Origin of the sequence: Flavobacterium sp., from assembly GCF_052437795.1 — a bacterium.
GTDB lineage: Bacteria > Bacteroidota > Bacteroidia > Flavobacteriales > Flavobacteriaceae > Flavobacterium.
In genome coordinates, this window is record NZ_JBQVPA010000001.1 from 376775 (window position 1) to 393538 (window position 16764).

At 46.4% G+C, this 16764-nt stretch carries 12 protein-coding genes; 4 read left to right on the top strand and 8 right to left on the bottom strand.

From position 1 onward, the window contains the following. Positions 1-199 precede the first annotated feature (199 nt). Both ACT6R0_RS01805 and ACT6R0_RS01810 read right to left on the bottom strand, forming a co-directional pair. The gene (locus ACT6R0_RS01805; protein WP_444650752.1) at positions 200-1114 is read right to left on the bottom strand and encodes a GYDIA family GHMP kinase; all 915 of its coding nucleotides are present in this window, start codon (positions 1112-1114) and stop codon (positions 200-202) included. Then, positions 1092-2444 (bottom strand): hydroxymethylglutaryl-CoA reductase, degradative, encoded by a 1353-nt coding sequence (locus tag ACT6R0_RS01810; protein ID WP_444650753.1) that lies wholly within the window; start codon positions 2442-2444, stop codon positions 1092-1094. Before ACT6R0_RS01810 ends, ACT6R0_RS01805 begins: the two co-directional genes overlap by 23 nt. A gap of 163 nt (positions 2445-2607) precedes the next feature. On the opposite strand from ACT6R0_RS01810, the gene ACT6R0_RS01815 reads away from it, so the two are divergent. Genes ACT6R0_RS01815 through ACT6R0_RS01830 form a run of 4 tightly spaced genes read left to right on the top strand, consistent with a single transcriptional unit; the run spans position 2608 to position 8751 of the window. Next, on the top strand, positions 2608-4782 hold the full coding sequence (locus ACT6R0_RS01815; RefSeq protein ID WP_444650755.1) for a S9 family peptidase: 2175 nt from the start codon (positions 2608-2610) through the stop codon (positions 4780-4782). Further along, positions 4782-6413, top strand: coding sequence for a peptide MFS transporter (locus ACT6R0_RS01820; RefSeq protein WP_444650757.1), 1632 nt, complete (start codon positions 4782-4784; stop codon positions 6411-6413). Before ACT6R0_RS01815 ends, ACT6R0_RS01820 begins: the two co-directional genes overlap by 1 nt. An 18-nt stretch (positions 6414-6431) precedes the next feature. Then, complete coding sequence (locus tag ACT6R0_RS01825; RefSeq protein WP_444650759.1) at positions 6432-8243, top strand: peptide MFS transporter; 1812 nt, start codon at positions 6432-6434, stop codon at positions 8241-8243. A 46-nt stretch (positions 8244-8289) separates the two neighbouring features. Continuing rightward, a complete protein-coding gene (locus ACT6R0_RS01830) occupies positions 8290-8751 on the top strand; it encodes a thioredoxin family protein (RefSeq protein WP_444650761.1) in 462 nt (153 codons plus the stop codon). Positions 8752-8918: 167 nt separating this feature from the next. On the opposite strand, the gene ACT6R0_RS01835 is transcribed toward ACT6R0_RS01830, so the two are convergent. The 6 genes from ACT6R0_RS01835 to ACT6R0_RS01860 form a co-directional block, all read right to left on the bottom strand. Beyond that, the gene (locus ACT6R0_RS01835; protein WP_444650762.1) at positions 8919-10943 is read right to left on the bottom strand and encodes a ComEC/Rec2 family competence protein; all 2025 of its coding nucleotides are present in this window, start codon (positions 10941-10943) and stop codon (positions 8919-8921) included. A gap of 160 nt (positions 10944-11103) precedes the next feature. After that, entirely contained in the window at positions 11104-11847 is a 744-nt protein-coding gene (locus tag ACT6R0_RS01840; RefSeq protein WP_444650764.1) for a C40 family peptidase, read from the bottom strand. Positions 11848-11918: 71 nt separating this feature from the next. Next, on the bottom strand, positions 11919-13031 hold the full coding sequence (gene lpxB, locus ACT6R0_RS01845; RefSeq protein ID WP_444650766.1) for a lipid-A-disaccharide synthase: 1113 nt from the start codon (positions 13029-13031) through the stop codon (positions 11919-11921). 107 nt (positions 13032-13138) lie between these two features. Next, the gene (locus ACT6R0_RS01850; RefSeq protein ID WP_444650768.1) at positions 13139-14116 is read right to left on the bottom strand and encodes an AAA family ATPase; all 978 of its coding nucleotides are present in this window, start codon (positions 14114-14116) and stop codon (positions 13139-13141) included. Continuing rightward, positions 14109-14741: a nicotinamide riboside transporter PnuC gene (gene pnuC, locus ACT6R0_RS01855; RefSeq protein ID WP_444650770.1), complete on the bottom strand. Its 633-nt coding sequence runs from the start codon at positions 14739-14741 to the stop codon at positions 14109-14111. The genes ACT6R0_RS01850 and pnuC overlap by 8 nt, the downstream gene beginning before the upstream one ends. Continuing rightward, a complete protein-coding gene (locus tag ACT6R0_RS01860; protein WP_444650772.1) occupies positions 14738-16723 on the bottom strand; it encodes a TonB-dependent receptor in 1986 nt (661 codons plus the stop codon). The genes pnuC and ACT6R0_RS01860 overlap by 4 nt, the downstream gene beginning before the upstream one ends. Positions 16724-16764: the final 41 nt, after the last annotated feature.

The window sequence follows — 16764 nt, forward strand, 5'->3', positions numbered from 1 at the left end:
CTGCATAATATAGGAATCCCCGGTCATTTTGGCTGGGGATTTTGTTTTATAGGCTTGGAACGCGGATGATAGGAGCCAGTCATTGCGAGGAGGTACGACGAAGCAATCTTTCTACCTCAACAAAAAGTGGGTTAAGGAAAGATTGCCGCGCTCCGTAAACTGCGCTCACAATGACAAACTGCATAAAATTCGCGTTCCCTTATAATATCATCTCCTTATACGGCACGACCACCCCAAACCCTTTTTGCCTGAAGTAATTTGTCGGGTCACTTTCCGCGGCCGCCATTACGAAATCTCCACCCCAGGCCCCAAGGCTTTTTACGGCACCGGTAAAATCGGGGAACCAAGTTTCTTTTACTGTTGGTGTCCTCAATAGGACTGACATAACGTCTTCGTGCTGTTCAATGACAAATGCGAATGAAGCAACATTATTAGCATTTATCAAAGCATCGGTAAGGCTGTCGATCTGGGAGATCACTGGCGCGATCTCATTCCTTTGCTCACGGTAGGCAGCTATCGCCTCGCGGCTGTTCTGCTTGCGGTTGAGGTAAACGAAATAAATGTTATCGGTGAATGCCGGGTGAAATTCTATTGGCGTAACTACCGGGCTGCCATTTTCCAGTCGGTAAAGCACAGCTGTATCGTTTTGAGCGCAGGCAATGTCGTACCCGCTGCCGCCAAAGCTGTTGTTGAGCAGTTGGAAGGCATCGATGCTGAACCATTGCGCGATGTTATTTATGAGGGTAGAGGAACTCCCGAGTCCCCAATGGCGCGGAAAGGTAAGCCGGGTAATGATGGTGAACCCTTTTGCGTTCTTAAGTATGTCGGTATTTGCCACATGTGCATGGTGCAGGATCCCAATGAGGGTATCTGCCTCGGGGCTGCCCCAGTGCTGCCTGTTACCGATGATGCCCGCGAATGGCAGCTTGTCCCTGTACCATTCTGTATCATCGGCATCAAGGCTGATCCATGTCAGCCATCCGTTGTCACCTGTTTCCTCAACTTCGAGATACTGCCCCATTTTCGTGGGCAATGCCAGGGCCGTCGCCCCGTCGAGCACAGTATATTCGCCGGTGATCAGCAGTTTGCCGTTACTGTAAAAAGTCTTTTTCAAGGTTTGCAGGGTGAAAGTTACGCAAATGGTTGATATAGTCATTCACCGCCGAGTGGCTCACGGTGTTGCTTTCGAAATGCTTCACAGCCTGCATTTTTTCGCTCTCGGATGCCTGAAGCTGGTTCAGTATGTTCATAAGGTGCATTTTCATGTGCCCCTGCTGGATCCCGGTAGTTGTCAGCGAGCGTAGTGCGGCGAAGTTCTGTGCCAAGCCTGCTACGGCAACGATCTGCATCAATTCTTCCGCATTCGGGCTGCCCAGCATTTCGTGCGATAATTTTACCAATGGGTGCAGCGACGTAAGCCCGCCAACCGTACCCAAAGCCAATGGTATCTCAAGCCAGAAAGTAAAAATGCCATCCTCGATCTTCGCGTGTGAAAGGCTGCTGTACTGCCCGCCCCTGGACGCATATGCATGTACACCCGCCTCGACGGCGCGGAAGTCGTTGCCGGTAGCCACGACCACTGCATCAATGCCGTTCATAATGCCTTTGTTGTGCGTCACGGCCCTGTAGGGCTCGATCTCGGCGATCCAAACCGCGGTAAGGAATTTTGAGGCGAACTCTTCAGGGTCTATGCCCTTGTCTTCGCACAGTTCGTTTACAGGGCAGGAAACCTCGGCACGTACGGTGCAGTTGGGTACATAGTTGGAAAGGATGCTCATGACCACCTGCAGGTTTTTCTCTTCTTGGGTAAAGGCATCATGGCCGATCGCTTCTTCCTTTAAGGTTTTTGAGAACTGCTCAAGGCACGAATTGATGAAATTGGCACCCATGCTGTCTTTTGTGTTGAAAGTCGCATGCAGTTGGAAGTAACCCGGCAATTCTGCGGTTTTATTTCGGAGTTGTATGTCGAGTATGCCCCCGCCACGCTTTTGCATATTGGCGGTAAGAGAGGCTGTGCCGGAGATCAGTTTGGGTTTGATCGCATCGAAAAAAGCATGCAGTTTTTCAGCACTGCCTTTGTAGATGAAGTGTACCTGGCCTATTTTCTCGGTATTCATGACAGTGGCTTTGAAACCGCCACGCGCCGACCAGAATTTTGCCGCCTTCGAAGCCGCAGCTACCACCGAACTTTCTTCGGTCGCCATAGGAATGATATAGTCGCGCCCGTTGATCGTAAAATTGGGTGCTACACCAAGGGGCAAATAGAAGTTGGTGATGGTGTTTTCTATGAATTCGTCATGCAATTGCTGTAAAGCGTTGTCGGCGTTCCAGTATTTTCTTATTAATTCGGCAGCGCCTTCGGGGTTTGAAAAGTAATTTTCGGCTATCCAGCCTATCTTTTCGTCTTTTGAAAGTTTCGAGAACCCCGATATTCCTTTACTCATTTTCAGTAGCTTAAAATAGTATTCGCCTGCAAAGATACGGGTTTACCGAATGTAGATGACTATTTATAAATAGCCCCGCTTAACTATTTCTTCATTTTGCAGAAAAAAGGCCCGATAATTCATAAAAATTTACTAAAATTGGAAGTTTTTTACTATCTGCAAAATGAAATACATCAAACGTTCGATCTTCTTGTTTTTACTGGCTGCATTACCGGCAGTCGCACAGCAAAAATTAACGCTTCAGGAAATATGGTCGGGCAGCTTCCGCACCCAGGGAATGGATGACCTCCAGGCCATGAAGAACACCAACCAGTATACTGTGCTCAACGTGAATTACAGTTCGGGCGCAGGACAGATCGATCTGTACGATTTTGCTACGCTGACAAAGGTGAGCACCATTGTTGCTTCAAAAGACCATAAAGAACTTGTTGGGGGAATTGACAGCTATACTTTCAGTGCTGATGAGAAGAAATTGCTTTTGGCGACCAACTCCGAGCCGATATTCAGGCATTCGTTTACTGCCGATTTCTACATTTACGACATTGCATCGAAGTCGCTCACAAAGCTTTCCGATAAAAAGATGCAGGAACCTACATTCTCGGCAGACAATTCAAAGGTTGCTTATGCATCGGAGAATAACCTTTATGTATATGACATTGCCGCTAAAACAGCGAAGCAGATCACTACAGATGGGAAAAAGAACAGCATTATCAATGGTGTTACCGACTGGGTTTATGAGGAAGAGTTCTCATTTGTAAAAGCCTATGACTGGAATGCTTCCGGTGACAAGATCGCTTACATTCGTTTTGATGAAACCGATGTGCCTGAATTCTCTATGGATGTATATGGTACTAACCTATACCCGAGCCAATATGAGTTCAAGTATCCAAAAGCAGGAGAGAAGAATTCGCTGGTATCACTACACATATACGATGTAAAGACAAATTCTACTAAACAGGTCAAACTGGGCAACTACGCGGATTTTTACATACCTCGCATCAAATGGACCAAAGAGGCACAAACCCTTAGCGTACAGGTGATCAATCGCCACCAGAATAACTTAGACCTTATTTTTGTTGATGCCAATAGCGGTACGCCCAAAGTGATCCTAAATGAAACCGACAAGGCTTATGTGGACATTACAGATAACCTGACGTTCCTTAAAGATAACAGCTTTATCTGGACCAGCGAAAAGGACGGCTTCAATCACATATACCACTATAACAAAGCGGGTAAGCTCATCAACCAAGTAACCAAAGGCTCGTGGGAAGTCACCGCTTATTACGGTTTCGACGAAAAAACAAGTAATATTTTTTACCAGTCGGTGGAGAATGGCTCCATCAACCGCGATGTGTACCGTGTTGCCCTTAACGGAAAGAACAAAACAAGGCTGACCCCACAAACGGGTACTAATGCCGCTACCTTTAGCCCGAACTACGAGTATTTCATAAATACATTTTCGAGCGCAACGCAACCAACAGTGTATGCTCTAAACAACGCGAAGGATGGTAAACTGGTAAAGGAGATAAAGAACAACGACCAACTTAAGACCAAACTCGAGAAATACAGCCTCCCTGCAAAAGAGTTCATGGAGATCACAACCGAAAAAGGCCACAAGCTGAACGCGTGGATGATCAAGCCAAAGGATTTTGACCCGAACAAAAAATACCCCGTGTTCATGTACCAGTACAGCGGCCCCGGCTCGCAGCAGGTGAACAACGAGTGGCACAGCATTGACGACTACTGGTTCATGATGCTGTCGCAACAGGGCTACATCGTGGCTTGTGTTGACGGGCGCGGTACGGGTTACAAAGGCGCTGCCTTCAAAAAAGTGACGTATAAAGAACTGGGCAAGTACGAAGTGGAAGACCAGATCGATGCAGCGAAGGTGTTTGGCAAATACAATTATGTAGATGCATCTCGCATTGGTATCTTTGGGTGGAGCTACGGCGGTTTCATGTCGTCCAACTGCATCCTGAAGGGCAACGACGTGTTTAAAATGGCAATTGCCGTGGCACCGGTGACCAACTGGCGTTTTTACGATTCGGTATACACCGAGCGCTACATGCAGACCCCACAGGAGAACGCATCAGGCTACGACGATAACTCGCCAATAAACCACGTAAGCAAGCTGAAAGGGCCTTTCCTCCTGGTTCACGGTACGGCCGATGACAACGTGCATGTTCAAAACACTATGCGCATGGTCGAGGCGCTGGTACAGGCCAACAAGCAGTTCGACTGGGCCATTTACCCGGACAAGAACCATGGCATATACGGCGGGGCGACAAGGCTGCAGCTGTATACTAAAATGACTAACTTTATTAAAGCGAATCTATAATGAGCAAAACTACACAATTATCTTTGGAAGAGATCCAAAGCTTTGAGGGCAAGTACCCAAAACAGCTTTGGGGATTGTTTTTTTCAGAAATGTGGGAACGTTTCTGTTTTTACGGAATGAGGGGTGTCCTTACCTATTTCATGGTAACGCACCTTATCCTGAATACCGGCGGCCACATGACCGACAGCCAGGCCAACCTTCAGTATGGCGCGACACAGGCTTTCGTGTATGCTTTTACCTTTATAGGCGGGTTATTCGCGGATAAGATACTGGGTTTCCGCAAGTCGCTTTTTTGGGGAGGTATCCTGATGATCATCGGTAGTGCCATTCTGGCATTTGACCCGTTCCCTGAAAATAATTTCTTCCTTGGGATAAGCTTTACCGTGATTGGTACCGGTTTCTTCAAGCCGAACATTTCGACCATGGTAGGTACACTATACAAAAAAGGCGATGCCCGCAGGGATGCAGGATTCTCTATGTTCTACTCGGGTATCAACATCGGTGCGCTATTGGGCGGTTACGCTTGTATCGCGATAGGTAAGGGGCAGCTATTCAGCAGCTTCATTCCGGCCGAATATACCTGGAACGTGGCATTTGGACTTGCAGGCGTTGTAATGACCATCAGCCTTGTAACATTTTTGTTTACACAAAAGAGCCTTGGCCCTATTGGCCTGTCGCCATTCAGGGTACAGAATAATACGGATAGGACCGTGAGCCATCTGGAAGGGGTCGCTACTGTTACTCCGGAAGATACTGCGAAAGTTACAGTTGAAGTGAGATCAGGCAAGGCATGGTATGATTACGCCGTGTATGCGTTTACGCTTTTGCTTATCCCTGTGGTAATGACCATGGTTGCCAAAACGGAGTATACCGATTATTTTATGTACACAATAGGACCGGCTACCTTGCTGTACCTGGGTTACGAAATGACCAAGCATACATGGGAGGAAAGCAAAAAGCTTATAGCGGCCCTTGTGTTCATCGTGTTCTCGATCATCTTCTGGGCGTTCTTTGAACAAAGTGGAGGGTCATTAAGCCTTTTTGCTGCAAAAAACCTTGATAATATTGTAGCCGGCAGCCTTACGCTTGACCCTAACGGTGTGAACAATGCAGCCAACTCGGTATTCGTTATCGTCTTTGCACCGATAGTAGGCCTTGTATGGATAGCATTGGCTAAAAAGAAAATAGAGCCTAATACAGTAGTTAAATTCGGACTAGGTTTCCTTTTCCTTGCCGGAGGTTTTTACGTGTTCTATGCCACGAGGTTCTTTGAGGTTATTGCAGGCTCTGGCGTTGCAAGTCTTGATGTTTTCGTTATCGCGTATTTCGTGATAACCTTTGGCGAGCTGTGCCTGTCTCCAATTGGCCTTTCCATCATGACCAAGCTGTCGCCGCAAAGGCTGCAGGGGATGATGATGGGTATGTGGTTCCTTGCAAGCGCATACGGCCAGTACGTAGCCGGTATACTCGGCGCGGGGCTTTCGGAAGCAGGCGAGAACGATTCGCTGGCGCAAAAACTCATTACCTATACCGACGGATACAAACAACTTGCCATTTATGCGCTTATCGCGGGTGTGGTGCTCATCATCATTTCACCATTGGTAAGGAAGCTGATGCAGGACGTTAAATAATTAAAATTAAAACTGACTATGTACAAAGAAGAAGCTGTATCGAACGACTTTTTTAAATCCAAGGTATTAGGACACCCCGCGGGGCTTTTCATCCTGTTTTTTACCGAAATGTGGGAACGCTTTTCATTCTACGGAATGCGGTCGCTTCTCATACTTTTCTTCACGTCATCGCTTATCAACGGCGGGTGGGAGTGGCCGCGCGAAAATGCTTCGGCGCTCTTTGGATCTTACGTTGGCTTGGTGTACCTTTCTACAATGCTTGGCGGGTACTTTGCCGACAGGGTCATCGGCTTCCGGTGGGCTGTTGTGGTAGGGGCAACCCTCATGACGCTAGGCCATGCTGCAATGGCTGTAGAAACTCCATTCTCCATATATCTTGGCCTTGGACTATTGGTTTTTGGTAATGGTTTCTTCAAGCCGAACATGACATCCATCATTTCTGAAATGTATAAAGACCATCCTGAGAAAAAAGACGGCGCTTATACCTTGTTTTATATGGGAGTTAATGCCGGCGCTTTCTTCGGGATACTTCTCTGCGGATATTTGGGTGAAAAAGTAGGATGGAGTTACGGTTTCGGTCTTGCGGGTATCTTCATGTTCTTTGGTACGCTGCAATTCTGGCTTTCACAAAATATCTTCGGCACTATTGGCCTTAAGCCTACTAAAGAAAGTAAGGCTAAAGCAGAGGCTTTGGATACAGATAAAAGAAACCCGTTCACGCCATGGCAATTGGTACTGATATTTCTTTCTGCAGGATTGGGATTGCTTTGGATCATCAATGACCCGGCAACAAAAATTTCGGGGGGAGAGGTGAACGTGTTCAGTTTCCTGGGCGAGAATGGTAATACCATTGCCATTGTTACGGCGCTGGTACTTTTCCTGATACTTTTAGCCTACAGGATGACGCAGTATTCTGAAATAACCAGGGATAAGCTTATGGCGGTTACGTTCTTTGCATTCCTTACGATATTCTTCTGGGCGATATTCGAGCAGTCACCTAACAGCCTTACCATCTTTGCCAGCGATTACACCAACCGTGTGCTCGAAGGAAATTGGAGTGTGGGCTTCCTTATTATGAACTCGCTCATCACGATACTTCCTCTTGCGATCATTACATGGGTACTGACACTATTGTTCAGGCAAACATTTAAAGACTATGCTGTAGCCAATATCATATTGAGCATCAGTTTCGTGATCGTATGGGCTATTGCGATATGGATGCTGGTAAAAGATTATTATATGGCAGGCTATCTTGAGCTTTCAGACTCGACCCTTGCGATGCTTAAGATCGAAAAGGTAACCGAGGCAATTACAGAAGTTCCGGCTACGTGGTTCTCTACTCTTAACTCTTTGTTCATTATTACTTTAGCACCATTGTTCTCAAAATGGTGGGAAAGTAAATATAACCCTACTGCCAACGCAAAATATGCTATTGGGATGTTCCTGCTGGCATTGGGTATGGCCTGTGTGGCTTATGGTGCAAAAGACATTGCTCCGGGTGCCAAAACTGCTTCTGTCAGCATGGTTTGGCTTATTTTAGTTTATCTGTTCCATACAATGGGCGAACTGTGCATCTCCCCGGTAGGCCTGTCTTACGTAAGCAAGTTGGTTCCGGGAAGGATGATCGCGTTTATGTTCGGTGTATGGTACCTTGCGGTAGCAATAGGTATGAAAGGTGCAGGTATGTTTGGCGAGCAGATCGATAAGGTTGCCGACGAAAAAGGCCTTGCCTATTTCTTTTCAATGCTTGCCATAATAGCAATAATTGTTGGAGTGCTGTCGATCGCTGCGCGTCCGGTTATTAAAAAACTTATGCACGGCGTACGCTAATTTTCGGCATTGTTTTTGTCTATCTCTACAAAATGAATTTACAATTATGAAAAAAATACTTTTAGCATTATTCATTGGCCTTGGTACGCTTGCGGTGCAGGCACAGGAAATAAAATGGATGACCATGGATGAGGCGCTTGCCGCCCAAAAGAAAAAGGCCAAGCCGATCTTCATGGATGTGTATACCGACTGGTGCGGTCCTTGCAAGATGCTTGACAAGAACACCTTTCAGGATCCGGCTGTAGCGAAATACATCTCTGAAAATTACTATGCGGTAAAATTCAATGCCGAAGGTAAGTCTGATATTATGTTCAAAGGTAAAAAATACAGCAACCCCGGCTTTGTAGAAGGCCGCAAAGGTAGGAACGCAGTGCATGAATTTACGGTTTTCCTTCAGGTGCAGGGCTACCCGTCGATGATAGTATTTGATAAAAAAGGCAATATCGAAAACACGATCGTGGGCTATCATACTCCGGACCAGTTGTTCGGGGCGCTTAATAAGAAATAATAAAATCATTTAACCACATAGGAACATAGGCTTCATAGTGGTTAGTGAGGGCTAAAGGTGACATACCTACACATAGAGGAAGCAGGCTTCCCTTTATGTAACTCATTTTGACTCATGCATATCAACCCTTACGACGATATTCCTATTTAGTTAAAATAAGACGTTAATTACTCAATTCTGAAAGATCCCTTTTCTGCAGTAGCGTGAAAAGGGATCTTTTGCTTTTGACAGGTAGCGGCCCAGCGCGCAATGTACAATCTGTAGTTGGTGGCATCGGCGATGACCTGTTTCGGCTTTAGTTCTGCAAGCATTCTTTCAAAATTCACTTTTGGCGAATGCACTAACACTAATAAGTGAGGCTTCATCGCAGGGCTATAGGAAGCGCTGCTGTCAATAACCAATACCTTGGCGCCATTGTGCCATAAAACGTCGTGCAGCGGCTTTAAGTCAATTTCATTTGCAAAGCTACCCTTGCAGTAGGACCTTACTACGGGGCTTTCCAGTGCGAGGCTGTCATCGCTGTAAATGGTTATCTTGCTATCTTGCTTAACGGCAAGCAGTGAAGTGTTCCGGTTATTGAATACCACAAGCTCATCGTGGCTTTTGCTGTTCCAAACCGTCAGGGTGTAGATGCCTTGGAATACTAACACCGAAACCAGCAAAGCCGCCGTACGTGTATAGCTTTTTTTGAACATCCACAACACCATCAGGATGAGTACGGCATAAAGCGAAATGTTGAGCAGGAGAGTAAAGGGGATGTCCTTAAGTACCAGTCTGTCAAACGAAGCCACCCAGGCGATAAAGCCGTTCATGACCATTATGAGCAATTCCAGGGCTTGTCCGAAGAATACGGCCACAGGCGGCGCAATGAAGTTAAGCATGAGCACAAGCAGTCCCAGGACTAAAATGACGTTCGACAATGGTATCACTACCAGGTTGGCTACAAGGAAAAGCAATGGGAATTGGTTAAAATAATACAGGCTTAGCGATAGCACCCCGATCTGTGCGGCAAGGGATATGAGTACTGTGTCGATGGCGTAGTTAATGGCGAGGTATCTGGATACCCGTGCTTTCTTGTACAGCGGCTGTAGCCATACAATGGCAAATACGGCGATGTAGCTCAGCTGGAAACCAACATCGAAGAGGAACATTGGCTTAGCGAGGAGCAGTATGAGCATTGACAACGCTAAAGAATTGTAGATGTTAGTAGTACGGTTGGCATATTGCCCAAGCAGTATGATGCTGAACATTACTACCGATCTAACCACTGATGCTGACAGGCCTGTGATGAACGCAAAGCCCCACAACAGTGCCAGTATGACGAACAGCTGGAGTAATTCACCCTTGCGGCGGAAACGGCTAAGCGGTTTCAATAACAGTGTTAGTAGATAAAAAAGCAAGGAAAAGTGCAGCCCCGATATGGCGAGTATGTGCAGTACTCCGGCATTTGCATAGCTGTCAGACGTTTCCTTGTCCATGTCCTGACGCTGGCCGAGCAGGAGCGCATTAATAACATTGCGGGTCTTGGCATCAAAATCATGGATGTCAAAACTTCGGATGAGCTTTTCGCGAAGGCTGCCTACACAAGAATCGAATGTGTTGATGTGCCCTGCCTTTACAAAGTTGTCTTTTAGCCGTACCTGTTGGAAAACGCCCTGTTTTTCCATGTAGGCGGCATAGTCGAACTGGTAAGGGTTGAATGCGCCCTGTATGGGTTTTAGGTCGCCCGCGATGAAATAGGCATCACCGGGTGTAAGCAATTTGTGCAGGCTGTCTTTAGGTACGGTCACCAGCAGCTTGCCAGTAGCAGGTTTCCCATCTGCTGCAAGCACTTCAAAATAATATTTTTCGGAGAAGTCGTTGGGCTTGAGGCGCTCGGAAACTACGGTTTTTAGTACAGGGGTTTCATCCTCTTCTATCAGGTGGGTATAATGCAGCTGTTGGTTGGGCGGGTAGTGGAGGTGCTGTACCAGCATCCCCAGGGCGAATGTAAGCAACCATGTTGCCATCCCGAACCGGTTATTTTGGAGGAGCTGCTTTTTTGAGATGAAATATGTAATGATAGTGGCCGTCGCTGTAACTCCGGTAAAAATATACAGCAATTCCTTAGATGGAGTAAGGGAATATCCGGCAAGGATGCCCAGCGCTAAAAAAAACGTGATGCTTACAACGGGAAATTTCAATACTTTCATCTTGTGGGCATAGTGAAACAAACATACGGAAAAATGTTTTCAACTAAGCGGCCACTTGTGACAGCGTGCAAAAAAAATAGCCACGAATATCTAAATTTCATTGACTTATGAAGTTTGAATATTCGTGGCTAAAATGTTTAACCTTTATCGTAAATGGAAGTTAATCTTCAATAACCCTGTTGGCCTGTACGAAAGTACGTGAATGGTAGGCTTCGTTCATGGAAGAAACAATAACGCCCGAACTGGTAGAAGAGTGTACAAATAAAACTTCGCCTTCCTCCGTTACTTCAGATACTATGCCTACGTGGTTGATGCTTCTCCTGTTGTGGCTGTTCTTGAATAGCAGCAGGTCACCCTTCCTCACTTCAGACAGCTTCACTTCACGCCCTGCACCCGCCATGCTTGCTGAACTGCGTGGCAACGTGATGTCAAATATCTTGAATGTGGCAAATACCATCCCGGAGCAATCCATGCCATCTCTTGTTGTACCGCCCGCACGGTAACGAACGCCCACAAAATCCAAGGCGTTATTTACAATTTGCATCGCAAGGTAATTATCGGTTTCCGGTTCAAAATCCGGATCGGGAGTGTCGGTAAGTAGTTTGGTGAAATCTTTTTTCCCCTTTTTAGGTTTCGGGTTCTCGATCTCAGGCTTGTTCGGCCCCTTTGCTATTTCTCTTTTCTGGACCGGCTCATAAGCAACAATCTCTTTGTTGTCAAGAGAGGCGACTTCTTTTACAATGACAGGCTTTTTAGGAGCTGCGGCAGAAGGAGCTGCGGTCTTTTCAGTATAAGAATAGATACCCTTTTTTTGGGCTTCTTTTTTGGAAGTTACAATTTGTGCAGATGCGGTAAATGACGCGATCAGGAACAAAACAAGGGTTATGGGGCGGAGGTTTCTCAAATCTTTGATCTTATAATTCTACTTCGTTTTGAGCAAATATAGGAAAAAAATTTTAATGAAATTTTAAGGAATCATGTTAAATGTTTGATTATGAGACTTGCTGTTTTTTCACTGGCACCTTCTCCACCCAGTTTCTTCTCCAGTAAATCGTACTGTTCCAGCAGGTTTTGACGGTAAGCAGGTGTTAATAACTTTTGCAGTTCTTCCCTTATGTTTTTTTTGTTAAATTCACTTTGAATAAGTTCTTTCACCACTTCTTTGTCCATGATCAGATTGACCAACGAAATGTATTTCAGGGTAATAATGCGTTTTGCGATCTGGTACGAGATCCACCCTCCCTTATAGCAAACCACTTCCGGGACCTTGAACAGTGCGGTTTCCAGTGTGGCGGTGCCCGAAGTTACCAGTGCAGCGCGGGCAATGACTAACAGGTCATACGTTTTGTTCGAAATGAACTTTACATTGCTGCTGCCCAAAAATTGCTGATAGAATGCATATTCCTGTGATGGCGCTCCGGCAATGACAAATTGGTGTTCAGGGAAATCATTTACCACCGAAAGCATTACTTCGAGCATTTTGGATATCTCCTGTTTCCTGCTTCCGGGCAGTAGTGCAATGATCGGTCTGCCGTCCAGCCCATGCTCTTTCTTAAAGGTTTCTGGGTCGGCTTTTTTACGGTTACGGATAGCATCGATCAACGGGTGGCCTACAAACTCAACAGGGAAGTTGTGCTTTTTTTCGTAGAAGTCCTTCTCAAACGGGAGTATGATGTACATGTGGTCAACATCACGCCGGATAGACTTGATCCGGTTCTCTTTCCATGCCCATATCTGTGGGGAAATGTAGTAATGTGTCGCAATGCCGCGTTGTTTGGCCCATTTGGCAATGCGCATATTGAATCCCGGATAGTCAATAAAGATAATGGCATCTGGTCGAAAGGCTAAAATATCCTGCTTGCAGCGTTTTATGTTATTCAGGATGGTACCGAGATTTTGCACCACCTCTGCAAAACCCATGAAGGCAAGGTCACGGTAGTGCTTTACCAACGTGCCGCCAACTGCCTGCATGAGGTCGCCTCCCCAAAATCGGATGTCAGCGTGCGGATCTTTTTTGAAAAGTTCCTTCATCAGGTTCGACCCGTGCAGATCGCCCGAAGCCTCGCCGGCTATAATGTAATATTTCATTGCCTGTTGTTTACAAGCCCAAAAATACTATTTATTGATAAGAGGAACACGGTGGTGGGGACATTTTTGATCTTAGGGGTAAGTTATATATAGAATATAAATTTTTGTTAGTGTTGCAGTTTTTTGATCAGGAGTAATGCCTTTTCAAATTTTTTATCAAAACCGCCACCGATCTCTGTGAATGAAATGCCATGACCAAGCAGTATTTCCCTGTGCGAAATGTCCAGCAGCTTTGCCTGTTCCTCACTAAGCCGCGACCCGTCCTGATAGTACCCGCTGTCATTGGTAAGGTAAATGTAAAGATGGGATAGGTTGGCACGATGATCATCATTGCTTACTTGAAGGTCGGAATTGAAAACAAAGCGTGCGTAGGATCTGGTAATGTGTACATCGGTATCGATAATAATAAGCTTATTGCCGCCTTTTTCAGCTTCCCGTATCCTTCTTGCATGTTCGGTAATGGTTTCCCTGAGATCCTCCATTGTAAAATGATCGGAGTTCGGGATAATGTCACGTCCCGCCTCGTTTACCAAGGTAGCATCAAGATGTGCCGAAAGCCGCTGTGCCAGTGTGGTCTTGCCTGAAGATTCCGTTCCTAGGATGACGACTTTAAAACAGTAAAATGGCTTCACGCTGTCGGGCAGGTATCCCCACCAGGCCGCGGCGTCGTTACGGATAAGCGTTGCAGAAACGGGGTATAGCTTCTTCGGCATGTCGAACGGGATGTGTATTATCCCCATGAAATCCGCAACATAGTCCCCATAGGGTTCGGAAGTAATGAGCACCGAATGGCCCGGGAACAATTCGCTAAGAACCTTCGACCATATTTTCGAAACTTCCCGCGAAGATGCCGAGCTGTTGGGGAACTGCGATTCGTTATAATCAAATATGAGCACTTCGATGTTTTCGATCCCTGCAAATGTTTGATCGATCCAGCTTTTGCGGACACTTCCAGGGATCGTCTCCTTGTCGCTGCTGCAAACTAAAACGGATACAAGGTCGGCCTGCGCCAATGCGAAGCGTATCATTGCCTCGTGTCCTTTGTGGAAAGGCAGGAACTTGCCAAAAAGGAATGCCTTAACCATTCCGCATTTTTTTATGCCAGTTAAACAACCCATAAGAGGCCAGCCCAAAGAAAATGACATACTCGAACGAAAGGAAATATACCTCTTTAGCATAGTACACTATAATGCTTGCAATGTTCACCATAAGCCATAAGTACCAGTTCTCTATCTTTTTTTGTGCAAGCAGCGTTGTTGCCGTTATACTTGCCACCATGATAAATGAATCGGCGTAAGGCCAGGCTGCAGGGATCGTAAAATATTCGGGCAGGTATTCGTGAATGTGCGAAAAGCCATAACCTGCCAGCAATGTCCCTGTGATCACGATGATAAATGTTGTAAGCCTCTTCTGTGGTCCCATTGTGGTAATGGCTTTGTCATCCGGCTTTTTATTCCAAAAATACCAGCCGTACAATGTTATAATGAAAAAATACACCTGCAGGAACATATCCGCGTATAGCTGTACCTGGTAAAACAGGATAAAAAGCAATGCAGCATTAATCGATCCTGTAGGCCAGGTAAGTATATTGGCCCTTGATGCGTAATATACCGATACCAGCCCCGTAAGCGTACCCAATAGTTCAATATAGCTTACACGGTAGCCATGAACATCGAATGCAATATGGGTTATGTCGAAAAATTCCGTCACAGGTGGTATACTAAGGATGCATAGAAATTGATAGGCGCCTGCACAAAATATTTCCGTGTGCCATCGGTCTCTACATAGCCGTTGTTAAAATATTTGGAATTGGTAAGGTTGTTGGCGAACACCGCCGCCTCAAGCTTCCCGAGATCATATCCTACCCGCGCGTTCAGCAGGAAATAGCCATCCACCTGTGCGCTGTTGGCAAAATCAATATACGACTTATCCTGATAACGGCCTGCGAACGACAGTGATAGTTTGTCTTTAACATAGGCCGCTTCCTGGTTGATGATGAACCGCGGGCTCAGTATCGGGCTGAACGATTCGTCCTGCTCCTTTATCCGGCTGTGGTTCCATGAGGAATTATTCGTAAGAGTAAAATTACCAATTGCCCAGGAAGCAGTCACTTCCGCCCCGGTTCGTATGCTCTGCTCTACGTTGTTAGTTAGCGCGAGCCCGTTGGGGCCAAATTTCCCGTCGAGTACGATCTCGTTCTTAAAATCCATGTAGTAGACATTGGCATCAATACGCCAGTTGTTCTTACTGAAACGTATGCCGAGTTCATGGTCGGTAACCTGTTCTGCATCTTTAATGAATAGCAGGGCGTTGCCATTTTCATCGGGAAGGAGGTCGTCATTTCCTCCAAAAATATCGTTGCGCGTAGGTTCCCTCTCTGTCCTGCCTACGCTGTAATATAATAAGGCATTCGCCGAAGCGCGATAACTCAAGCCAGCCTTCGGGTTAAAGAAATCCCACTTCATCGCTTCGAAAGGCACAGCGCCATCATAGCTGAACGATACATGGCGGTATTGCAGGTCGGCAAAAAGGCTAAAACTTCCCAAATTATAATTTGCCTTGGTAAAAATACTGCCTTCCTGCTTGCGTCCTGTGTTTTCGTATAGCTCGCCGATCGTCTTTTCGCTCCCTGTATGCCTGCGGCTGTACGCATTGGCATGGATGCCGGTTGTCCAGCTGAAATTATCTTCAGCAAAAGTATAATTGGAAAATATCCCTGCGAGGTTAGTAAGGAAAGCGTAGTTATATAATTCGTCCGATGGCGGATAGCCGTAATTGTCAGGGTCAAGATCATAATCGCCTTTCAGGAAGGTATAATATAAGGAAGACTGCAGGGTTGAGGAGGAGCTTATCCGCCATGTGTTGAGTACCTGTGACATGGCCTGTACAAAGCGGTCATCCTCGTTATTGTTCGCGTTGGTGCGGCGGTCTTTTGCTATGAGCGAGTCGGCCACGCCCAGCCACGCCAGTTGGTTTTTCTGCTGCCCTGCAAGCAGGTTGATCTTCCAGTCGGACCTCTTGCCAAATAAACCGCCGCTCAGGAACACCGACTGCGATTTGTTGGATGAATGGTATTTATAACCATCCGAGTAAATTTGCGATGCCCTTGCGTAGAGCGCTTTGTTATTTTTGATGCCGCTGCTGTATTCGGCAAATGCCCTTGCGCTGTTAAACGAGCCGTAGCCCAGGCCAAAGCTTGTCTTTTTTTCTGAAAGGTCTGTCGAAAAAAGCTGCACGCTGCCGCCGTAGCTTGCGGTTCCATTCTTGGATGTGCCCACGCCACGCTGCACCTGCACGCCGCTCACCGAATTAAAAATGTCCGGATAATTGGAAAAATAAGCGCCCTGGTCTTCGGGGTCGTTGAGTGGTACACCATCAAGGGTCATGTTAATGCGGGTCTGGTCAATGCCACGCATCCTGAAGTAGGAATAGCCCTGTGTATTGCCGCCATCGGAATATACGGTAATCGACGGTGTCTCAGATAGTAAAAATGACGGCTCCTGGCCCACCGATCTTTTGTCAATATCATCGGCAGTTATGTTTTTGAAGGTTACGGGGGTGTTGGTGCCTGCACGGTAGGTAAGCTGGACTTCAGGCAGCCGCGCTATCGAATCGGTTCGGATGGTATCCTGGGCATTGGAAGTATAAAAAGCAAGCAGGCTTAAAAGCAGCCATTGGTAATTTTTGGTCATTGGTTCATCGCGCTGTGATTAGGATGGCAGGCAAGCCAAAA